Source organism: Rossellomorea sp. ABR4_012, from assembly GCF_056159545.1.
The window spans coordinates 12,554-35,161 of the sequence record NZ_JBSWVK010000001.1; the positions used below are offsets into that span (position 1 = coordinate 12,554).

At 41.1% G+C, this 22,608-nt stretch carries 23 protein-coding genes; 2 read left to right on the forward strand and 21 right to left on the reverse strand.

The genetic code is table 11. The features are described from left to right. Positions 1–150: 150 nt before the first annotated feature. Complete coding sequence (gene nadE, locus ACXAFV_RS00040) at positions 151–978, reverse strand: ammonia-dependent NAD(+) synthetase (RefSeq protein ID WP_475123729.1); 828 nt, start codon at positions 976–978, stop codon at positions 151–153. 70 nt (positions 979–1,048) lie between these two features. Next, complete coding sequence (locus ACXAFV_RS00045) at positions 1,049–2,518, reverse strand: nicotinate phosphoribosyltransferase (RefSeq protein WP_475123730.1); 1,470 nt, start codon at positions 2,516–2,518, stop codon at positions 1,049–1,051. A 724-nt stretch (positions 2,519–3,242) separates the two neighbouring features. On the opposite strand from ACXAFV_RS00045, the gene ACXAFV_RS00050 reads away from it, so the two are divergent. Then, positions 3,243–3,929 (forward strand): hypothetical protein, encoded by a 687-nt coding sequence (locus ACXAFV_RS00050; RefSeq protein ID WP_475123731.1) that lies wholly within the window; start codon positions 3,243–3,245, stop codon positions 3,927–3,929. A 91-nt stretch (positions 3,930–4,020) separates the two neighbouring features. Here the strand turns inward: ACXAFV_RS00050 and ACXAFV_RS00055 are convergent, their stop codons facing one another. The 17 genes from ACXAFV_RS00055 to ACXAFV_RS00135 all read right to left on the reverse strand — a co-directional run bounded on the left by ACXAFV_RS00055 (position 4,021) and on the right by ACXAFV_RS00135 (position 18,351). After that, positions 4,021–4,215 (reverse strand): hypothetical protein, encoded by a 195-nt coding sequence (locus ACXAFV_RS00055; RefSeq protein ID WP_475123732.1) that lies wholly within the window; start codon positions 4,213–4,215, stop codon positions 4,021–4,023. 25 nt (positions 4,216–4,240) lie between these two features. Continuing rightward, positions 4,241–4,705: a hypothetical protein gene (locus tag ACXAFV_RS00060; protein WP_475123733.1), complete on the reverse strand. Its 465-nt coding sequence runs from the start codon at positions 4,703–4,705 to the stop codon at positions 4,241–4,243. Then, complete coding sequence (locus ACXAFV_RS00065; protein WP_475123734.1) at positions 4,702–5,280, reverse strand: hypothetical protein; 579 nt, start codon at positions 5,278–5,280, stop codon at positions 4,702–4,704. The genes ACXAFV_RS00060 and ACXAFV_RS00065 overlap by 4 nt, the downstream gene beginning before the upstream one ends. Before the next feature lie 153 nt (positions 5,281–5,433). After that, entirely contained in the window at positions 5,434–5,640 is a 207-nt protein-coding gene (locus tag ACXAFV_RS00070; RefSeq protein WP_475123735.1) for a hypothetical protein, read from the reverse strand. Positions 5,641–5,660: 20 nt separating this feature from the next. Further along, positions 5,661–6,353, reverse strand: coding sequence for a TadE/TadG family type IV pilus assembly protein (locus tag ACXAFV_RS00075; RefSeq protein ID WP_475123736.1), 693 nt, complete (start codon positions 6,351–6,353; stop codon positions 5,661–5,663). Further along, positions 6,343–6,750 (reverse strand): TadE/TadG family type IV pilus assembly protein, encoded by a 408-nt coding sequence (locus ACXAFV_RS00080; protein WP_475123737.1) that lies wholly within the window; start codon positions 6,748–6,750, stop codon positions 6,343–6,345. Before ACXAFV_RS00080 ends, ACXAFV_RS00075 begins: the two co-directional genes overlap by 11 nt. Positions 6,751–6,770: 20 nt before the next feature. Next, positions 6,771–7,463 carry a hypothetical protein gene (locus ACXAFV_RS00085; protein ID WP_475123738.1) on the reverse strand — a complete coding sequence of 231 codons (693 nt, stop codon included), beginning with the start codon at positions 7,461–7,463 and terminating at the stop codon, positions 6,771–6,773. 11 nt (positions 7,464–7,474) lie between these two features. Continuing rightward, on the reverse strand, positions 7,475–8,278 hold the full coding sequence (locus tag ACXAFV_RS00090; protein WP_475123739.1) for a hypothetical protein: 804 nt from the start codon (positions 8,276–8,278) through the stop codon (positions 7,475–7,477). 69 nt (positions 8,279–8,347) lie between these two features. Then, positions 8,348–9,619: a hypothetical protein gene (locus ACXAFV_RS00095; protein ID WP_475123740.1), complete on the reverse strand. Its 1,272-nt coding sequence runs from the start codon at positions 9,617–9,619 to the stop codon at positions 8,348–8,350. A gap of 88 nt (positions 9,620–9,707) precedes the next feature. Continuing rightward, a complete protein-coding gene (locus tag ACXAFV_RS00100; RefSeq protein WP_475123741.1) occupies positions 9,708–11,087 on the reverse strand; it encodes a VWA domain-containing protein in 1,380 nt (459 codons plus the stop codon). Between the two features lie 43 nt (positions 11,088–11,130). Then, complete coding sequence (locus tag ACXAFV_RS00105) at positions 11,131–11,349, reverse strand: hypothetical protein (protein WP_475123742.1); 219 nt, start codon at positions 11,347–11,349, stop codon at positions 11,131–11,133. Between the two features lie 18 nt (positions 11,350–11,367). Beyond that, entirely contained in the window at positions 11,368–12,306 is a 939-nt protein-coding gene (locus ACXAFV_RS00110) for a type II secretion system F family protein (protein WP_475123743.1), read from the reverse strand. Between the two features lie 3 nt (positions 12,307–12,309). Further along, positions 12,310–13,242 (reverse strand): type II secretion system F family protein, encoded by a 933-nt coding sequence (locus ACXAFV_RS00115; protein ID WP_475123744.1) that lies wholly within the window; start codon positions 13,240–13,242, stop codon positions 12,310–12,312. Continuing rightward, positions 13,211–14,593: a CpaF family protein gene (locus ACXAFV_RS00120; protein WP_475123745.1), complete on the reverse strand. Its 1,383-nt coding sequence runs from the start codon at positions 14,591–14,593 to the stop codon at positions 13,211–13,213. Before ACXAFV_RS00120 ends, ACXAFV_RS00115 begins: the two co-directional genes overlap by 32 nt. Positions 14,594–14,623: 30 nt before the next feature. Then, complete coding sequence (locus tag ACXAFV_RS00125; protein ID WP_475123746.1) at positions 14,624–15,775, reverse strand: CpaE/TadZ family protein; 1,152 nt, start codon at positions 15,773–15,775, stop codon at positions 14,624–14,626. Between the two features lie 28 nt (positions 15,776–15,803). Then, positions 15,804–16,583 (reverse strand): Flp pilus assembly protein CpaB, encoded by a 780-nt coding sequence (cpaB, locus tag ACXAFV_RS00130; RefSeq protein WP_475123747.1) that lies wholly within the window; start codon positions 16,581–16,583, stop codon positions 15,804–15,806. A gap of 565 nt (positions 16,584–17,148) precedes the next feature. After that, positions 17,149–18,351, reverse strand: coding sequence for an alanyl-tRNA editing protein (locus ACXAFV_RS00135; protein WP_475123748.1), 1,203 nt, complete (start codon positions 18,349–18,351; stop codon positions 17,149–17,151). 149 nt (positions 18,352–18,500) lie between these two features. Between ACXAFV_RS00135 and ACXAFV_RS00140 the strand changes: the two genes are divergently transcribed. After that, entirely contained in the window at positions 18,501–19,673 is a 1,173-nt protein-coding gene (locus ACXAFV_RS00140) for a glycoside hydrolase domain-containing protein (protein WP_475123749.1), read from the forward strand. Positions 19,674–19,915: 242 nt separating this feature from the next. On the opposite strand, the gene ACXAFV_RS00145 is transcribed toward ACXAFV_RS00140, so the two are convergent. Both ACXAFV_RS00145 and ACXAFV_RS00150 read right to left on the reverse strand, forming a co-directional pair. Beyond that, entirely contained in the window at positions 19,916–20,854 is a 939-nt protein-coding gene (locus ACXAFV_RS00145) for a nucleoside hydrolase (protein WP_475123750.1), read from the reverse strand. 49 nt (positions 20,855–20,903) lie between these two features. Continuing rightward, complete coding sequence (locus tag ACXAFV_RS00150; protein ID WP_475123751.1) at positions 20,904–22,601, reverse strand: transglutaminase domain-containing protein; 1,698 nt, start codon at positions 22,599–22,601, stop codon at positions 20,904–20,906. Between the last annotated feature and the right edge of the window lie 7 nt (positions 22,602–22,608).

Genomic DNA, 22,608 nt, shown 5'->3' on the forward strand with positions numbered 1-22,608 from the left:
TCTTTCACATAACGTTTTTAGCATATGTATTCATCTTCAACCTGACCTTCACCTTCACTAGGTACAATAAACTGAAATTCTCATTATCAATTACAAATGAACATAAAAAAGCCAACCCTCAATCATATGAGAATCGGCTTTTCTTTAGTCTTATTTCCAAAAATCATCAAATACCGTAACCGGCAGATTACGCTTATGCTGTGACTTCAGATAATGTTTCTCGATCGTTTCCCTTGCTTCCTGAGGAACCTCTTTCCCTTCGAGGAAGTCATCGATCTGATCATACGTCACACCCAGCGCTTCCTCGTCCGGAATCAACGGCTTATCATCTTCCAGATCAGCTGTCGGCTTCTTCTTGTAAAGGTGCTCAGGACAGCCAAGCTCTTTCAGCATCGCTTTCCCCTGACGTTTATTGAGACGGAACAGAGGTACAAGATCAGCCGCTCCATCACCGAACTTCGTATAGAAGCCTGTGACCGCTTCGGCTGAATGATCCGTTCCAAGGACGACACCATTCTTCATCGCGGCGATTGCGAACTGAACCTTCATGCGTTCACGCGCCTTTTCATTCCCCTTAACAAAATCTGACATTTCGATGCCGGCCTTCTTCAAGGTTGAGTAACTTGCGTCCACTGCAGCCTGGATGTTTACAGTTACGGGAACAGACGGGCTTATGAACTCAACGGCATCAATCGCGTCCTGCGCATCGCCCTGTTCACCATAAGGAAGGCGCACCGCATAGAAAGCATACTCATCAGAACCCTTTTCTTGGTTTAGTTCATCCACTGCCATCTGGGCAAGCTTTCCTAATAAAGTAGAATCCTGTCCACCTGAAATACCGAGCACCATACTTTTTAAAAATGAATGCTTCTTTAAGTATTCTTTCATGAAATCTATACTGCGGCGTATTTCCTTCTTGGGATCGAAATCGGGAGTTACCATCATTTCTTCTACAATCTGTTTTTGAAGAGAATCCATACTTTCACACTCCATGTTAGGTTTTGTTACATCAAGTATACCTGTTTATCTTACCCCATCACAACTCGTATTAACTGCCGGAATGGAACCGTTCCTTTACTTCGGCTTTCACTTTTTGAATGAGGTTCATCTTATTTGTCCAGCATTCATCACTCAAATCCACCGGATATTCCTCTGGGTTCATCGAACGCTTGTATTCATCCCAAAGCAGTTCAAGGTTCTCGTTGACAAAACCCCTCATCTCCTGAAGGGACGGTGTCTCATATATTAGCTGCCCGTCTTTGAATACATCGACATGAAGCTCTCTCGCTTCAAAATTCGTCACAAACTTGCTGATATACGTGTGAACCGGATGGAACATCTTGAGGCGGTCTTCGTTTTGGGGATTTTCATGTTCAAGCGTGATATAATCCCCCTCTGATTTATGATTAACCTTATTGATGATGCGATAAACCTTTTTCAACCCGGGAGTCGAAACTTTTTCCGCATTACTGGAGATCTTGATGGAATCCTCCATCTCCCCCTGTTCGTTCTCGATCGAAGCAAGCTTGTACACAGCACCGAGCGCCGGCTGATCGTACGCCGTGATCAACTTCGTACCGACTCCCCATACATCAATCTGCGCTCCCTGAGCCTTCAAGTTCAGGATCGTGTATTCATCTAAATCATTGGAGGCAATGATCTTCGTTTCGGTAAAACCCTCTTCATCCAGCATCTTACGGGCCTTCTTTGATAAGTAAGCCATATCCCCGCTGTCGAGGCGGATCCCCTTAAAATTGATCTTATCGCCAAGCTCTTTCGCGACCTTGATTGCGGCCGGTACGCCGGATTTCAACGTGTCATACGTATCGACCAGGAACACGCAATCCTTATGGCTCTCAGCGTACTTATGGAAGGCAGTGTAATCATCCTGGTACGCCTGGACCAATGAGTGGGCGTGTGTCCCTGAAACAGGCATGCCGAAGATTTTTCCGGCACGGACATTACTGGTGGCATCGAATCCGCCGATGAAAGCCGCACGCGTTCCCCAGATCGCTGCATCCAATTCATGCGCACGGCGGGTACCGAATTCCATCACAACCTCATCATGAACGACCTGCTTGATCCGGTTCGCTTTTGTCGCAATCAATGTTTGATAGTTAATGATATTCAGGATTGCCGTCTCGAGAAGCTGCGCCTGTGCAAGAGGTGCTTCGATCCGCAAGAGAGGCTCATTCGCAAACGCAAGCTCCCCCTCCCTCATGGAACGAATCGTCCCGGTGAATCGAAGATCCTTCAAATACGCCAGGAACTCTTCCTCATACCCCAGCTCTCTCAAATACTCAATATCACTATCACTGAAATGAATATTTTTCACATACTCTATCACACGTTCCAAGCCGGCAAACACCGCATATCCATTCCCAAAAGGCAGCTTTCGAAAGAACACCTCAAAAACAGCCTTTCGATTATGGAAGTCATCATCCCAATAGGCCTTCGTCATATTGATCTGATACAAATCTGTATGCAAAGCTAAGCTATCATCTGTAAAATGTGTCATGATTTCTCTCCTTCTACATTCCAACCGTTAGTCAATAAAACCATTGTTTCTATTCTACCCAATTATAGCGGTTTTTCCGAATGTTTTGGTTGGGGAAGGATTTCAAAAGGGCAAAATTTCTTTTAACTTTAAGGGTCCCAATAAACACCGCAGTTGATTTCCGTGCAAGACTTCGCTTTCCGCGGGTGACCCATGAGCCTCCTCGGCTTCGCCAGCGGGCAGAAAAGCGGAGGGGCTTTGCTCAGAGGCGGGTGGCGTAAGGCGAATCGGCCACGAAGGCGTTCTTTGCCTTCTGGTCGGTTTGACTTATGACATGTGCCTCTAAGCCCCGTAGCTGGACAGGTCTCACATTGGCCACTTCTCCCGCAGGAGTCTTCGTCTTGCACTCCAATCAACTGCTGGAACAAGCCAAAACAATAATAAGATTATTAAACAAACTTTTGATTAGAAGGGCCTCCCTAGCTGTTTTCTGCGGACTGCCATTGAAAGAGAGTTTTGTGCTATCTGTAATAGAGATTACCCCAATATTTTGAACTATTTGTTCGAATCTTCTTAATAGACATATATCTAGATAGTTAGTATTCTTATTAAAAATGGTTTCATTTTCCATTTATTGAAGCTTGTTGTCTAGACTTATAAAGTTATAATTTTATATAGAAGTAATTGTATGATTTTTCATACTTTTACAATAAAACGAAAAATCTTTGCTGTTTAGGAGGTTGAAATGAGAGAAATTACGCCTGGATCTATACTATCATCCACACAGTACGGATACTTAAAAGTCCCCAAAAAGGTCCGGACACAGTGCCCACATTGCCGTAAACAAGGAGAATTTGCATTAAAAGCGAATTTTTATCAGATTAAAACCGGGGTTTTTTCAGAGGGAATTTGTTCTGCGTGCAAAAAACCCTCTACTTTTATTTTGATGATCAAGGAAATTTCAACGAACCAGACGAAAGAAGTCACCGTCCACGTCTATGATCCACATGTAACAAATGGTCCTCTTGATAAAATTCAAGATAACAAGCGAATTTCGCAGGACCTTGTAAGGTCTTATCGTTCCGCTCTAAATGTGAACCAGTCAAATGATCATTCAGCAACGGCTGTCATGACAAAGCGGGTTCTTGAAAGTTTAGTAAAAAACCTGAACGCGGAAAAAGCAAAAAGCCAGACTTTATCAGAGCAATTTGAGCAGCTGCCAAAGAATGTAGATTTATCATCACCCATTCAAACATTAAGCCAACTCACTCGTCCAGAAAGCCCATTTTTTCAAATGCTTGAGCTGGAAAAGGAGATCGATGACAAAACAGCAGAACTGCTGATAGAATTGTTAGAAGCCTTGATTGACTATCTCTATGTAGTTCCTGAAAAAATTGAAACGATAAAACAAAAGATTGAAAAAAATTATTGATCCATTTGAAAAAACCACTCAATGATGAGTGGTTTTTTCTAAGCTTTGTACTTCAGTTATTAGACTTCTACCTTTTTAAACAAACGTTTGATTAAACTCTTAATTCTTTCGGTATTTCTGTATTTTCCAGGAGTGCCATCAGCTTATTTTTGATGTTCTCTGGGTTCTGAAGTTCTTCTTTAGTGAAAGATAGATTATGGATTCTTTCATCCCGGTCGCTTTCACTTATGGCAGCACGCTTGAAGTATCCGCCAATTTCTTTTGGGATGATGAATTGAAGCTCCACATACAGACTTTAATAACGCCACCGATCACTGGAACAACAGCAAAAAGCTAAAAACAGCCAGATGATAGCCAATGCTAAACTTGCTCTCGTAGTGTTTTGAAAAAGCCTGAAATAGACCTTCCCTGAAAAAATGCAATAAAACAAAGCCGACGATCCAACACGACGCAAAGTAGATCCAGGCACCATTACCCTCCTGCCAGAAATATTTAATGATTGGCTGTACAAATAAGTGGGACAAACAAAAGAGCAGGCAGTAACTCTGAATAGAGAAATACCTCACTTTAAGTTCGACTGTCTTCCAAGACACAACATTTATCATTAGCAATACAAATGAGATAACCGCATTTACTCTAAATTGTGGAACAGACCATTCAGGTAAAGCACTGAATAAAAAAGTAACGATCACAACGGAAACAGCCACATGAAGAATTCGGCTTTCTTTAAATGATAGGTCGTTTTTTTCTGACAATCGCGATTCCTCATTCATCATTTCTCCAACTCCTTTACCCGACTAGGCTTAATTAACAATACTGGGGCAATGAATAGGAATAATAGGGCAAAGATGAAAAAGAAAGACGAAAGGGCGATCGCATCAGGATTTTCTGAGAAGTTTATGGTAGCAAAAAATATCCCACCAAACCCTACGATGAAGGCGGTAGCTGTAAAAAAGAACTTGCCAATACGATTTTTAGAAGGGTTTACAAACCCTGTTGCTATAAACTCCCGATTAAGGAAAGGCAATATAATCATAACGATGATCAATACCATTCCCAGCCAAGATATAAGCTGACCTGCGAACACTCTGAAAAACGGAATAACAAAGTAGATGGACAACGCAATAATCATTACATAGGATAGTAAGGAAAAGTATCGCTTACTTTCATGTTTTGTCTTTAACCAAAACACAAAAAATATCAAACAGCATAATCCAGCAAGGCACATATTTACCGCTAGTAGAGACCAGTTTTCTTCAGGTACAAAGCTAACTAAAAATCCCATTAATATCAGCAGAAAAGTTGTTTGAACAATCCTGCTGTCTTTAAAAGTGACCGGTTTATTTTTCATGCAATCACCTCCTTATACGCGGATAAGATAATTACACGGAATCTGATGTTTTAGGTATCTCATTTTTACTTATTAATCTGTATACAAAAGCAGCATGCATTTTCCCTTAAGATGGACGTCTTTTCTTGTGAAAAAAAGCTTGAACTTATACATTCAAGCTTCCGCATTCTCCTTCATCTGAATCTGATGTAAATGATTCTTTCTCATATAGGGCAATGCAATCCCCACGACTACTGCTGTTAATGGAAGTCCGCCATCTCCCGCCAGCCATTCGAATACTGATACCGGTACATAAATTGCGTAGAAAAAGATCATTAGAAACAAGTAAAACCTTCTCCAGCGTTTTTCTTTTTTGGACATTGTAGCCTCTCCCGTCATTGTTAATAATCAAGCGACCTTTCTACTTCTACATTAAAATTCCTTAATTCGGTTAGGAAATCGATCTTAGGTCCTCCTGCAGTTTGAAAGAGATCTTCTTTTAAATCAGTAAAGAAACCTTTATACGATGTTCCTTCTACCGTATTGGATGCACGGACAAACACCTGACCATTATCTATAACCAGTTCGGCTCCTGTTAAATTTCCGTTGTTTTGTACAATAGTCGTTTGGGCTTGTGCTTGCATGTCTTTTAAGGTGGATTGATAAAGTTCTTCATTCAACATATCATGCAGCTTGTCCTTACCCACTCCATGCTGTAACTCCTCTGTAATTACAATATCCATCGCTTCCAGTTTGATTTCATTGTCAGAATAATCATCATAACTAGAAGATGATCGGAGCTCAATTTCTTTCTTCTGAATCTTCATTTCAATTGATTCCGGAATTTTATCAATTGTACCTTCAAGAGTTTCCTCATATTCTTCTATTACCTCATCAACCTGAGAGTAAAGTACTGATGTAGCCGCTAAACTCGCTTGCTGGGCAGTCGTGCTGGCTTCTTCCTTAACGGCAAATATTTTTGTGAGGTTGAAAACAAATATAAATAAAACCATCATTATGCTGAGAAGACCAATCATAAGAAGGGCTGCATTTCCTCTCTCTTGCCTAACAATATCTAGTATTCTAGCTTTCATTCTTAATCACCTTACCAGTAGCCTTTGAGGTGTATGAAATAGATGGGGTAGCGTTACCTGGCATGATCTTCTTAGGAAGAAACACCAAATCTATAGATACACTGACGTTTGCTGTAAAGTCCTTCTGCGTCATACCGGATGCTCCATTGAAAGTAAGGTAAGATCCCCCGGCAGCTACAATATTTTGAGCCGCCTGTGAGGCTTCAGAGGAATTTTCAGTTATAGAATAGACCTTAGCTGCTTCATTCACTGCAGATTGTGCAACCACTACAGCTTGAACACTTACAATCAGCTGCCAGGAAATCATCACTACTACGAAAATAAGTGGGAGGATACCAAGGAATTCAATTGTAGATGAACCTTTTTCATTTTTTATTTTTTCAATGATTCTTCTCATTTGCTATTCACCCATCCCGACTATACAAGCTTTCTTAATCCAGCTCTCCACTTCAGCGTATAAGTAGTTAATAAAATTAAGAAGATTGGATAAAAGATCATATTTGTAATCATCTGAACACCTGCGATTGCAGCGTACGATGAGGTTATTCTTAAGATCAATCCGTTTAAAACTATTCCAATTACCATTTCCACAATACCCCATAAAGATATTAAAAGAATAATCTTGATGAATTTCTTCTTAAATAATAGACCTGATTCTTTAATCGATTTCCATACGGATTTGTCATCCACAATCGCAATAATTGGAGCTGTAATAAATACAGTCAAAATAATTATTCCTGGAATAATAAATAATGCAAATCCTAAAATAGCTAGAATACTAATCAGACAGGCAAAAACAAAGATAGGAAACCCATTAACCACAAACGTGTAAAAGGCGTTTCTTAAGGAATCTTCCCTGCCTTCAAGTTCGTTGAATGTAAATTTCACAAAAGGAACTTGAGCGTAGATAAAAATTAGGATCGTAAGCAAAGCATAATAAATGTCTGCGACGGAATAGATTGTTCCAACATTTGGAGTTATGGCGTAGATATAATTTGTAATGAAAGAATGCAGCAGCAATAAAGGTAACTGTACGCATAAAATAATTAGAAGAATCTTTTCAAATCTTTCCCCTATAAATGAGAAAGTGTATCTTATTGGTTTATCCATGAATTCTCACCTCAGGGTTTGGGGTAACGCAGATCTTGTTTGTATCTCGGTAATTTTTCTTTTCCTGCCTTTTCAAACTCTTTCACCAAATACTCTATCTGTTCGTTAACAGGTAAATCTGAAATTTGCTGCTCAACATCTAATGACTTAATGTCTCTCTTTACATCTTTAATATCTTTTTGCATTTCTTTTAGAACTGTTTTATCAAAATTTGAAAGTTTATCTACTAAATTTAGGATCTCCATCTCTTTATACATCAACTTTACAGCATCGAAATATTCTATCATCTCTTTAGCTTGTAAATATTGCAGTCTATTTAAATGAGAAAGTACTTCCCAAAGAGTATAAATTTCATTTTCATCAATTTTATGATTGACCAAAATCTTATTATCATAATGACTTACATAATTTTTAATACGAGTCTGAATTTCCCCTAAAATACTTTCTTGTTTTAGTAAGTATTCTTTTCCTCTTAACAAGTTGTCATTGTAATTTTTATCTAAGTAAGATTCTATTACGTTTCTTATATTCTTAAAAGAATCAGGGGATAGCTTCATTTTCGCTTCTTCGATATCAAATAAGTTATTTCCAAATACCGTAAACACGATAAGCTTTTCAAAAGCTTTTATTGCATCTTGTTTCGAGTATTCACTTTCCGAAATTACTGAATAACCCTTAAAATTCTGACCTCTTTGATAGATAACCAAAAAATAATCCACATTATTTACCTGGTAAGCAAAAGGATTAATGATCACTTGGTTTTCCAGGAATTTCTTATATTTGTTTGCTTTTTTGCTTAAAATATTTAGATTCATTTATAACTTCCTTTTTAAAAGATTGCCTAGAGGATTAGATCATCCTCCAGGCACTTATTAAATTTTTCGTTAACTGAACCAGCCTTTTACCTTACTAATACCTTTCCCAATTACCTTAGAAGTACTTTTAATTGGATTTTTGGCAAATTTCTTAACTCCTTGCCAGTTATCTGCAACTAGTTTAGTAAGCTTTGAAGCACCCCATATAGCTGCTCCACCTGCAATCATAACAGCACCTGCTGCTTGACCACCTGGGAATGCTGCAGTGACCACTCCCGCATTCATCATTAAATCACCTAAGTTACTTGTGGCTTCGGCAACTGCAGAGACTTTTTTATTTCCTGCAACATCAGAGTTTAAGACATCATAAGCTTTTGCTCCATTAAAGCCCAATTCAAATGCAGAGTAACCAGCCCCCACTGCAGCAGTTGCTATATTCAGTTTAGAAATCGAACCGACTTTTGAGAGTTGAGATAGGATATCTGAATTCTCAGCTACCTGGAACGCACCTCTGATACTTCTACCTGCATCTGCTGCTTGCCTCGCATTTTGAATTATTTTGTAGTCTTTATATGCTCCAACTGCATCTATTGTCTTTAATGTACCATCTTGAGCATCTGCAATACCATTAACATACCAAGGAGTTTTGTCCCCTAACCCTACCTTTACTCCATTTAACATTAGCGCAGAAAAAAAAGTAGCTCCCGGCCTAAATCCATTTGGATTAGCCTCGAAATCAAAATTCATAAAATTGCTGGCCAAATTCACTTGCCCGCCAATAACATCATTCGAAATGTACTTAGCAACCTCATAACCCATTGGCAACTTTACGTCTGTCGGATTTCCTGAAAATGCTCCGGATCCGCCACCTCCACTTGAGTCTGTCGGAGTCCCTTCAAACGGACTTGCTAACGTACCATCTCCATTAAATGGATTGCCATTCGTTCCATTTCCGTTAAAAGGACTACCTTCAAATCCATTCGGTGTCCAACCATTATTTAGCCAAGGATCCATATACCAAGGAGCATTCGTCCACTGATAACCTTCCCAAGACTGTCCGTTTGTCCCTTGTCCGCTCGTTCCTTGGCCTTCAGTACCGTTTCCTTCCCAATCATTTCCGTTTGTGGACTTGCCTTCCCACGGATTTCCTTCCCAGGACTCACCTTCCCATTGAAGGTCTTTCCCATCCCATGGGGTACCTTTCCAATCTTGTCCTGTCCATGGATTCCCTTTCCATGGCTGTATTGTTGCACTTGCATAGATAGGAAAAGAAAATGATTGGAAAAGAACGATGAGTAGAGCGATTATTACAACAACCTTACTTGTAATTTTTTCAAACATCGTTCTTAATTCCTTTCTGATTATAAGGCTTTATGCTTTACTCATCGATGTAAGCTTATGAAAGTAGAATTCTATGTTTGCACAGACACTATTCCACTTGCTTGTTGTATTTTTTGTTTATCGATTCTTTTAAAGATTCAATTCCTTTTTTGTTGGTTGTATTCAAATCATTAACAATTTCATCGTAAGCTTCGTTAATAACTGCGATGACTTCCGAGGATCTTTTTTTGAGCTCTTCTTCATTATCCAAATTTATTTTATCTTGCTCTCTTAATAGAGTAAGTATCTCATTGATACGTAACATTTGATCTTCTTTAAGAAAATTCCAGTCATTAGAATAGGAGCTTATATCAAGCTCATTATCCAGTTTTTTACTTTCTAGATCAATTAAGGCATCCGCTTTCCAGCTTTCCCAACGTAATAAAACTTCTTGAGCCCGGTCAAACTCATTCGTTAATTGTTCTTTATTTCCTACAGTTGTATAAATTCCGTTGGAGGAATCCGCTACATCCTTCAATTGTTCTTGAGCTTGTGAATCTACATTGAATCCAATTACGTTTATTATTGGAGAGACATTGGAACCCGCAAATTCATCAGCAACTTTAACTGGATCTCCGTCACAGGTTTCAATTCCATCACTCACCAAGTAAATTAGATTAGTGTTTGTTTCTTGATCATATTTTTTAAACGATTCAAATGATTCTTTTAAGCTTTTTGCAATGGGAGTCCAGCCGCTAGGTTGGAATTGTTCAAGTGCTTCATTAAATGCGCCGGAATCATATTGTTCAAACCCATAAACTTGTTCAATGCTTGAACAGGACTTTTGTTTGTCTGAGTCATCTCCGGTGCCTTTGTGACCATATACTCTTAAAGAAATATTCACTTCTTCAGGTAAACTCCCAACAAATTCATTAATAGCTTCTTTCGCTAACTGCATTTGGGTTCTGCCGCCCACTACTGCACCCATAGAGCCGCTCGAATCTAGTATGATCTCAACGTTATAATTATCTTTAAATTGATATTTGGGATCCTTTAAATCGGAACTTCCAAATATTGAAAATTCCCATTTTTTCACTAAGTCATCAGGATCTTGAAAATCATTTGCAGCTAATGAATACACATATTTGAAATATGTTTCATATTCTTGCTCTGTTGGATTTTCAGGCAGGGGAGGAAGTTCTTTAATTTCCTGATTCACCTTTTCTGTGACACCTTCTTGGAAAACAGTTTGATTTGCATATTTTCCGGGTGTCTGTTCCACCACTTCTAGAGTACTCTTAGGAATCTCTGGCAGCTTTTTAAAATAATCACTCTCACTAATGGTTGTGTTTTCCTTTTTATCTACCTGTTCTTCCGCATTTTCTTCTGGGTCATTTTTTTGTTTAGTTTCACTAGTATTCTCTTTTTCACTGCAAGCCGCTAAGAAGAGAAGAACAGTGAAGAAAAGTAGGATGACTTTAATTCTCATAAGCTTCGTCTTAACCTCCAAACATGTTTCTTCTCTATTATTTTCATCCGCCGCCGATTTGACCTATCATTGTTTTAATTTTATTTAGAACTGTAGTTCCAATCGAAGTATCATTAGAAAATGCAGTAGAGATGACACCTACCATAATAACCACAACCGCCGCAATTCCGATCCACTCTAGTGTCTGTGAACCTCTTTCATTACGAATCATACCCTCTACTTTCGTTGAGCATCTTGTGTAAATTTCTGTAAGTTTTTTCATTGGTTAATTCCTCCATTTTTATAAATTAAATAGTTTAAAAATACTGTTCTCGCCATAAATCATATTAAGCAGCATCAATCCAGCAATCATAAGAATCGATACAGGCGCTACCACAAATGTGGTTACAAGTGTAACTTTAGGAGAGGCTTTAGCTGCGAGCTCCTTTACTTGCTCTTCACGGAACTGGCGCATATCTTCTGCTTGAACCTTAAATGTAGTTGCAATCGGAACACCCAGCTTAAGCCCCTGCAGCAATGACTTTATTAAACTCTGGAATTCAGGATTATCATTGCGGTTCAACAAATTACGATAGGCCGTTTCCCTTTGTACTCCCAGATCAATTTCATGATTGAACCTTGAGAACTCTTCCTTGAGCGGTCCTTCAAAGAAACGGATCACCTCCCTTAAAGCCTGGTCTAAACTGACGCCAGCCTGCAAGCTGGTACTGATTGTATCCAGGAAATCTGGCAGGTCATGGCGAAGTGCTTCCTGGCGTTTTTTTGCTTGGTTTCTTACCAATATAATCGGCAGGAAATATCCGATGATCGGATTAAAAATAATGGCATATTGGGAGAAAGGCAGACCAATTACCAGGGATAAAAAACCAGCAATGAATCCTATTAACAGCAGGACAATTTTGAGACCCTGAAATCTCTCTACTGTCAGCCCGTATTTATTTCCTGATTTCTGGAGCCAATCTTTCACGTCATGATTTTCACTAAAGAAGTTGATTCTTTGACCCAAATCCGCAAATTCATCGGCATATTTTGTTAGTTTTTCAAATAAGCTTGTTTTATTTTTCTTTCGACTTTTCTTATCAAATGCATTTACCTCGGTTACGTCATATACATGCTCCAGAAGCATCCTCTTTTCTTTTATATAGACAGAGTAATGACGTATCGCAATGACAAAAGTGATCCAGAATAAAATAATGGCTAGAATAATTATGGCATCCATCAGCTACACCTTTATATTCGTTATTTTTCTGATTAGAAAGAACGAGAGGACGATCCCCGAAAGAAACAGGGCAAGGATTATCATCCCGGGAACAGTTTTTAGTGAATCAGTAAATCCTTCTATGATGTTGTTCATCATAAGCACGATAAAGATTGGCATTGCAGGGACAATGATGGAAATGTACCTCTGCTCCGAAGTCATTGTCTTAATCGTTTGATTTAATATTTTCCGATCTTCCAGGGTATTGGACATAGATTCAAGGGTTGCTGCCAGGTTCCCCCCTGTTTTCTTTTGAATCAGTATGGTTGCGATAAATAGCTGGAAATCCCTGGACTTGTTCCTCTTTTGCATGGACCTGAGTGCCGTTTCAAGCGGAACCCCCAGCTTTAGCTCATTCGAAATCCTTTTGAACTCCTCCCCTGCAGGTGCCCCTACCTCTCTTGCCACCATTTCGATACCCTGGTTTATCGTAAGGCCGGATCTTGCCCCATTCCCCAACAGCCGGCATATATCTGCAAGCTGACTATTGAACCCCTGCTCATATTTATTCTTCCGCAAATAGAATAATAGATAATGAGAAACAAACAGAATGGCAGGGATCAATATGAGTGTGATATTTCCTGGTAGCTTAAAAATATTGAACAGGAGTACAAATAGTACTAACGATCCCAAAATGTGAACACCGATATATTCCGATGGAAGAAGGGCAATATTAGAACCTTGAAGTTTTAGTGCAAGTGACTGTGCCGCTTCGGAATTATCAAACCGATCTCCCATGACACTAAGTGAACTTTTTCTCTTTTGCTCTGGATACCACTCATTAACCTTTTGCTTCCATTCCCTTTTTTGATTTCGATATCCCAAAAGAAAGTACAGACCCCAAAGAAGGAAAAGAACACCTAAGCTATAGAGTGCGGAGGCTATCAATAGCTGCATGGTCCACATCCTCTCCTCTTTGGAATAGTGTATCGCCCATTTCTATTCCATGTATTTTTAGTCGGTGCAGGCAACGCGGCACTATGCCGGTTGGTGTGAATTGTCCGATCACTTCACCGTTCTTACCGAGACCAGTTCGTTCGTAAGTGAAAATATCCTGAACTTCAATCTGGTTATGATCGTTAACAAATACTTCTGAAATATTCATGATTTTCCTGGTCCCATCTGATAAACGTTCGGCCTGTACTATAAAGTCCAACGCTCCCACGATATATTCGCGGATAATATGAATCGGGAGGTCCATTCCAGCCATTACAACCATTCCTTCTACACGGCTTATCGCATCTGAAGGTGAATTGGCATGAACTGTTGTAATGGATCCCTCATGCCCGGTGTTCATTGCCTGCAGCATATCAAAGGCTTCCGATCCCCTCACCTCACCGACAATGATTCGGTCGGGACGCATACGAAGTGCGTTTTTCACCAATTGGCGAATCGATACTTCCCCCGTACCTTCTACATTTGCAGGACGCGCTTCCATCCCAACCACACTTGCACGGTTCAATCTTAATTCTGCAGAGTCTTCTATGGTTATGACCCGCTCTTTAATAGGGATAGATTTTGCCATCGCATTCAAGAGAGTCGTTTTACCGCTCCCCGTTCCTCCGGATACAAGAATATTCATTTTTGCCCTGACAATTGATTCAAGGAAAAAAGCCATCTCATTTGTGAAAGTGTTGTAGTTCATCAGGTCCTCCATTTCAAATGGAGTCTTCTTAAATTTCCTGATTGAAATAAGTGTCCCATTTAAACTTATTGGAGGGATGACGGCATTAACACGGCTTCCATCTGGCAACCTGGCATCCACCATGGGTGAACTTTCATCAATACGTCTTCCTAACGGAGCAACTACACGATCAATGATATGGCGAACATGCTCCTCATTTTTGAATGTCACATCCGATTTTTGCAGTTTACCGTTCTTCTCTATAAAAACCTCTGAAGGTCCATTTACCAGAATCTCTGTGATCGTTTCATCCTTTAACAGTCCTTCTAAAGGTCCAAAACCAACACTTTCGTCTATTAATCTCGTTAGCATTGATTCTTTTTCATGGCTCGGTATGACCACTTTTTCCTCAGCCATGAATTGGTTGACTACTCGTTCAATAGAAAGGCGGCGTTCCCCAGATTGTAAACTGGTCAACTCTTCAAGATTCGTCTCAGTCAGCAATCTGGCTTTATAATGTTCAACCAGTTCATCAATATAGGGGTTGGATGAGGACGTTTTTCTATCTTCGTTACTGTAATCCTTATCTGGCTTTTTAACTTGGTTCCTTTGAAAGAGTGACATGATTCCACCTCCTTCTCACTAATCTGTTTTCTATTTCAGCATAGAAGTAACCCACTTTTGTATGTCTTTTGCAGGTGCAGTCAATTTCTTCTCTTTTACTTCTTTTCTTAGCGGCTGCCCCTGATTAATGGCTGCTTGTACACCTTTAATATCCCTTCGGATTTCAGCAGTTACAGGCAGATCAACGAATCTCTCAATGTCTTTTTTCGTTAATTCGTTTTCCCGGCCTGTAAAATTCACCACAAGCTCCATTTGTTCAAGTGTTTGCGGCCCCAACCGCTTGAGTAGATCTTCTACATGTTTGAGGACCCTTATTGCAGGTGTATCCAGAGTCATGACATAATACACCCGGTCTGCCTCTTCCAGGGCAGTATACGTCTTTACATCCATTGCTGAAGGTAAATCAATGATGATAAAGTCATAACATCTTTTACATGCCCTCAAAAGCCTTATGACGAAATCTTCGTCCATTTTTTCAGCCATTTCAGCATCCCTTGGACTGACGAGTAATTCTAACTTCGAATGTGTCTCTGTCTCTGAGATATTCTTCAAATGATGCTCATTGATTTCATTTATGACAGGGAGGAGGTCAATTAATGAGCGATTACTCTCTATTCCTAAGTATGTTTCAGCCCCGCCATACTGTAAGTTAAAGTCAATATGAATGACCTGTGCAGTAGATTCCAATTTCAGAGTCTGGGCAAAAGCAGTGCTGAGCAACGTCTTTCCAGAGCCGCCTTTTCCACTGTAAAAGGCAAAAATTTGACCCTTTCCCCTTTTATAGTTTCCTGAAGAAACAGCTGTTTCAGACTTCGTCTGTGTATGTTGAAGAATAAAATTGATTCTTTCTTTTATAGAGTCTTCCTCTTCAGGTAAAAGAATAAAATCTTCCACACCGGCACGAGTGGCTTCCCTTAACAATTCGAAATCCTGCTCCATATGTACATACACTGCAGCTGTGTCCGTAAATTCTTTTCTCAGTTCTCTTATCTTTAGACTTACCGGTGTGCTGGGATCTCCCTGATAGAAGACGACTACACCAGGTTCATATTTTCTGAGTTCTGTAGACCAGGAATCTTCTTGGATAAAAATCACTTCATATGAAGTATTCAGTAATTCAATTAAGCTCTTTCTTAAGTCATTCTCTTCTCCAATGAGGAATATCTGATTTTCCTTACTCATAAGGTCCCTCCGTTATCTCTCTGACTGCCTATTCTTGTTTTGGTTTTTCTGTTGGTTTTGATTGCTGTTCACTCTTTGAATCTTCTTTTTTCGGTTGGGCTTCTTGTGCTTCCTGTTTTGGTTCTTCTTTCTTTTCTGGCTGCGACTCAGCATTTGTTTCATCCGCTTTTTCAGCTTCGCCTTCTTGAGCCATCTCCTGTTTACCGACATTTGCTTTGATTATTCGAAGGCTGTCAGCATAGTTTTGCATATGGATCAGTTCAGGAGCTTTTTCCATTGACACTTCAAGCTGGACACCTTTGAAATCTTTATCTTTCTTTGCAACCCTTGCTACTTTCACATCTCTCATAAAAACCGTTGTTTCTTCTTTATCATTAAAACGGTGAGAAACGATGATATCGACACGATCAAGGGATTCTAAGGGTTCATCAAAGAAAACACGTTCATTTTGCATTAACGTTATAAGTCGACTGTTCTCATCCACTACTGAGGAAGCTTGTTTTAATATGTTTGTAGTAATCATGTCACCTGTTGTCAATGGAACAACCGACACTTTATTGACTAGATCATCGACATCCGTGACATGATAGTCTTTCAGAAATTTTTTAGGGATTTCCTCGGTTTTCACATTGTCTGGAGTGATAAGTGACCGTGATGCAATCTCTTTATCAGCCACGAAAATTTTTACGCTTGTCCCAAGATTGGTATTAAGTGCCTGAACTTTTTTCAATACTAGAAACCCTGCAGTTACAGCTAGCAAAATAGATAAAACAATAAAAATAATAGCTTTTCTCTTCGATTCAAGCATTCACGATGTTCCTTTCTTTCTATTAATACGATAAATAGATTTTTAGATTGTTATGTTACACAGTTAAGCACCTTGGAAGCAGCTCTCCTCCCTCTTGTTGTATGTACGATTCAGTTTAAGGTTCGATGTCAATTCAACCCATAAATGATACAAATGTATCACTTTTCAATATTTTGGAATTTAATCAACTCTTATTTACCACCAATTTCACGTTTAAAAACCTGATTGTCATATTTTGTTCATGATTTTTTCCTATATATTAATTATCATCGGATGTTACTAACGTCAATGAGTGTTGGGGATTGTCGAAACATGTCTGATATTTTAGGACCAGATAGAGAGATAAAAAATGGAGGAAATCGGGTATTAAGTTCTGTATCTAAAGTTCCGATAGATAGAAATCAACCGTTGAAGAAGTTGTGATAGTGGGAATTTTTAGGTGGTTTATTACAAATGTTAAATTTAGTAGGTAATTGTAATTATTTGTGAGGGTGGTGTGTGCGATAATAAAATACCCTGTCCCATAAATAAAGCTCCCCGTCTTTTAACGAGGAGCTTTTCTTTCTTATTTAAGGAATCTTTCTATCTCTTCCAGCAATGCTGAAGGTGTAACCACCGGTTCTCCCCCGCCCTGGATAAAGTCTTCTTTCCCTCCGCCTTTTCCATTGATCAGGGAGAAGATTTTAGGAGAAAGATCTTTCAAATTTAGGTCCGCTTTCTTCCCTTTCGCTCCGACAACCTGAAGCTTGTCACCATTCAAGACTGCAAGAAAAACAACCGCCTCTTCTTTTTCTGCTATGATCTGGCGGGCAAGTTGTTGAAGCTCCTGGATGGGACGATCTTGATAGGCACTTTTAATAAAGACTGTGCCTTCTGCAAGCGGCATTGCGTTATCTTGAAGCTCTTTCGCTTCAAACTTCATTAGTTCCGACTTCAATTCTTCTATCTGCTTTTCTAGGACTTTGCCTTTTTCAATCAGCTGGCCTGTTGCGTCTTTCATTTTATCCTGAGGCGATTGAAGCAGGGCTGTCAGATCCTTTAGCACTTCATTTTTTTGATGAAGCTGCTCGAGGACCCGGTCCCCGCATACAAACTGGAGACGGATATGCCCTTTATGCTTTTCCCAATCAAGTATCTTGATGGCTCCCACTTCTGATGTTGAGCGTGGATGCGTACCCCCGCATCCGTTGTAGTCATAGTCAGGGATGATGACCAGACGTACATCATCGGAAACAGCCAGCTCTTTTCGGAGCGGATACGCGGTCGCTTCTTCTCCCGTCATCCATTTCGTTTCGATCGGACGTGCTTCCCGGATAACGTGATTGGCCAATACTTCTGCTCTACGGGCATCTTCATTTGAAATCTTTTCAACCGCCAAATCGATCGTCAGGATTTCTTTTCCCAAATGAAAGCTGATCGTTTCATATCCAAGCGCTTCTGCAAAAGCTGCGGATAGAATATGCTGGCCTGCATGCTGCTGCATATGATCAAACCGTCTGTTCCATTCGATTTCACCCCCGATCGTTTCAGGGAGTTCTTCAAACGGCCTTTCTATATAATGCCGGATTTCCCCGGCAGCCTCTTCTACATCTAACACCTTGATGCCGTTAAGGAATCCCATATCAAACGGCTGTCCCCCGCCAGTCGGGTAGAACGCCGTCTGTTCCAACACAACATACCAGCGGCCGTCTTCCTCCTGCCCCTGATGGTGGATGGTTGTCTCGAATGTTGTTAGGTATGCATCTTCGTAATATAGCTTCTTCGTCATAGGTGCCCCATTCCTCTCCTTTTTCTCTTACTTTATCATATCCTCCGCCAAGGGCCCGCACACAAACACCCAGTCCCTCATAAAATAACAGGAATTCCAGTGCAAATTATGGGTCAACCCTTGTGAAATCAACTTGAAAAGGTGAGAATATGAATTTTGGCAAAAACACGATCATGACCATCATCTCGGTCTTTATTATCCTTTATTTAGGGACGCTGATTTATTTTCTTAAGGATGGAAATGATGAAACAAGAAAATCCTCCGGAATGAATCCTTCAATGGGTCAATCTAACGCCACGATCACCATCCATACAAATGTTCAAAATAATATTTACGGAAATTCCAATGTGGAAACCACTATTACTAATGACATGACCAGTGATACGGATTATGATATCCAAAATGAGATCGATAACCAGGCAGAAGGCAGTGGAAAATCGACTTTCACCAATTCGATAGATAATCAATTTGAAGGAAAAGCAGAAGGGACGCTGTCTAATACCCTTAAAAACTACCTTAACGGAACTGGCAGCTATGGCTTGGATAACAACGTCCTGAACAATCTTGGAGTCAATGTGGATGTAAAGGTGACAAATGATGTCGGAAACGAAACCAGCGGCCGAGATGACGATAATGACGACGGAAGTGATGGCAATCAGGATCCAAACCCGGAAATCGTCTGGGGTATCGATTCTGCCAGTGAAACGACGGAACAGTTCTATGCGTGCGTGAGGGAGAATTTCGGTGATCCGGAAGTCTTCGGACGCTATATCAAAACACGAGATGGGGTCTCGGTCGGCTTATCCCCTGAACAGGTAGAACTCATCCATTCCAATGGGGATACGATCCTTCCGATCTATAATAATTTCAGTGATGCGACCGGTTTCGAAAATGGAGTGAATCAGGCAAAGGCTGCCATCCAGGCTGCAAATGAACTGGGGATCCCGGAAGGCGTTGCACTGTTCGCAGATATTGAACCGACCTATCCAGTAGATTCAGAGTTCATCAGAGGCTGGTACGAAACGGTAGCTGCTTCGAAATATGAATCTGGTATTTATGGAATATTCGATCCCGATAGAGCCCTTTATATAGAATATAATAGAGCGGTAGAAAGCAATGGCGAGATTTTAAAAGGAAACTATATATGGACGGCTTCACCAAATGTGGGTATCACCACCCAGTCTGACGCTCCTGAGTTCGCCCCTGAAGCGCCTGACAACTCGCTTGCCCTCGGCTGGCAGTACGGCATCGATGCCGTGGCATGCAATATCGATACGAATTTGTTCGATGGGGATCTCCTCGAGGTCCTATGGCAGCCCTAAATTCTTTACTCAACAATAAAATAAATGCAGCTAACCCTTGAAGGCCGGCTGCATTTATTTTTGTTTAAGGCTCTTTTCGAAGACTTTGTTGATTTTTTACGCAAGAAAATACTGGATCTTGGGTATTTTCTATTGTTCGTCCTTATCTCATTGAAGCTTGATTTCGGAAAGAGCATGACCACAATCCTTTTAAAGGCTCCAGTATATCCGAAAAGCCACAATCTTTTTGAGAACAGCCTTGTTTAATATTGTTTCAGCGTCTCGACAAGCATGTTCCAAAACTTTTCATGATCGAGTTTCAAGGCCACATTCACATTCGGCTCCCTGCCGGTCACCCCATGCAGATCCACCAATGTCATACCATAGGTAAGTTCCCCTTTTGTCTCAATGTCCACTCTCAGTTTCTTCGTTTCCACGACGGTTGGATCGATACAGTAAGCCACGCTGCAAACATCATGGACAGGTGGATGCTCAAATCCGAAAAACTCTAAGTAAGTCTTTCGGAAAAAGCTCAATAATTCACTGACGAAATTCGCCGCCGGGTTGCCAATTTCCCCGATGCGACTGCAGACGTCCCCATCCGCCAAGGCCTGATGAGTCAAATCCAGCCCCATCATCGTGATTGGCACGCCGCTCTCAAAGACGACCTTGGCAGCATCTGCGTCTACATAAATGTTGAATTCTGCCGCCGGTGTCCAGTTGCCGAACGTTCCTCCGCCCATGATGACGATTTCCTGGATCTTGGACAGGATGGCCGGTTCCCTTCTCATCGCCATCGCAATATTGGTAAGAGGGCCGACCGGTACAAGCGTGATATCGCCGTCGGATTCCATCAATTTTCGGATGATGAAATCCACGGCATGTTCATCTTCTATCTTTTTTACAGGTTCGGGCAAAATAGGACCGTCCATACCGGAGTCCCCGTGGATATCAGCCGCTGTTTCCCGTTTGCGGATCAGGGGCTGACTGCTCCCTTTCAGGACTGGGACATCGACAACCCCTGCAATTTCACAAACCTTCAACGCATTGACCGTTGTCTTCTCCAATTCTGCATTCCCCGCTACGGTCGTAATGCCGATGAGATCGATGGCTTCATTTCCTGCTGCGAGTAAGATCGCGATCGCATCATCATGCCCCGGATCGCAATCAAGAATGATTTTTCGTTTATGATGTGTTTGCATAGAAGATACCGCCTTTTCCACTAGTCTGGTTGTTTCTTATACTATGATTCTAATATTCTACTCCATTACGAGTATGTGTTTTTTCAAACTCAACAGGATCCGGGTCGAAATGTTTCTCGTTGAAATCCGCTACAAACTTATCGTCCTTGATATAGCCGGACCCCCACGTCGGATCCATCGTGAGCCACTCGCCGTCCACTTTCGCTTCGACCCAGGCATGCCGCTGAGGCCACCATCCGCCGCGTGCCATCCCTTCTACAAACCTTGCTTCAATATCGCTTGCCCTTAAGAGAGCGACGGCCAGATAGGCATAGTCCTGACACACACCCGTTTTTTCTTCAAGCGTCTTTAACGCGCTGTCATCCCACTCAAACTCTGAGTTTTCCAGCTTATCTACATCATAACTGACATTCTTCGCTGTGTAATCATAGATGGCCTTCACCTTATCACGATCGGTCTTCTTTCCTTCAGTCAGCTTCTGTGCCAATTCTTCAATCTTTGGATCATCGGACTCCACACCCCTTGAAGGCAGAAGATCCCGCTTATCCTCGCCCGTCGACTCCACTTCGAACTTGGCAAATCCGTAGAACCTGAAAGAATCACTGTTTTCTTCCTTTATTTCCGGCACGCTCAAGGTCACCTCGTATGTACCAGGACCGAACCGGAGATAGAATGCGTCATCAAAAGTGAAGTCCTCCACCGGAATGACATCGAGTGCCTCATCCTCACCTTTTTTCGTCGTCACATAAATGTGATCGGTTTCAGGTCCGAACTCCGCTTTCGGATCGATCGTCCCTTTTACCGTGTACATACCATCAGATTCCTCACCCCCGTATTGCGGCGATTCCAATGTGACACCGCGCTCCATATATGCGTTGGAAAAATCGATCGGACTCATCGTGCGATCGGATTCGTTATCGATCAGAAGACTTGTTGCCGTCTGATAGTAATTCTCGCGTTCATCATCAGGAACGAGCACTTCAAGTTCATGAACCCCTTTTCCATAAAATAAAGGGACATCGTAGGAAAACATTCCATCCTCAACCGTAATGACATGAGTCCACGTTTCGCTGTCCTTCCTTAGCTTCAGCATGATGGTGTCGCCATCCTGTAACTCGCCTGCTTTCCCTTTAAGCGCAAACACCTCATTCTCCTTTGTGTAGCTGGAATCGACGCTCACTTCCAATCCTGCGTCGCGGCCAAAAGGAGTATACGTCACATCCCGCTGTTTGTCAGGATTTACGTTATGGACAGTGAAAGATGCCGTATCATAAAAATAGTTCTCACTGTCCTTACTAGGCAGCTGCACCTTCACACTGTATTCTCCCTCGCCGTTGAAGAAATGAATGGCCTGCTTGAACTTTCCGTCCTCGATCGGGGTGTAATACTCAAGCTGATCCCCGGCCACACCTTCTTCTTTTGAACGAACCTTGATCCAGGCATAGTCCGATTTCAAATCGGAATGCTTCTCGATGTCCCCTTTAATCACCACTTTCCCATTCGCAGCGAATTCCTTATGCGAAGGCTCATTTAAAGTCAAACCAATTTCTTCACTGTAGGAAGTCAGTTCGATTGGTTCGAGTTCCAGCTCATTATTTTTCTCTTTTACGAGCTTCTCATATTTATCTTCTTCTTTCGCCTCTTCTTTTTCGGCTTTAGTATCAGCCGAACTGCTGCAGGCGGAAAGGAAAAGCATACTGGCCATGAAACACAGTATCAAGACAGCAATTGGATTCTTACGGTTCATAAGATTC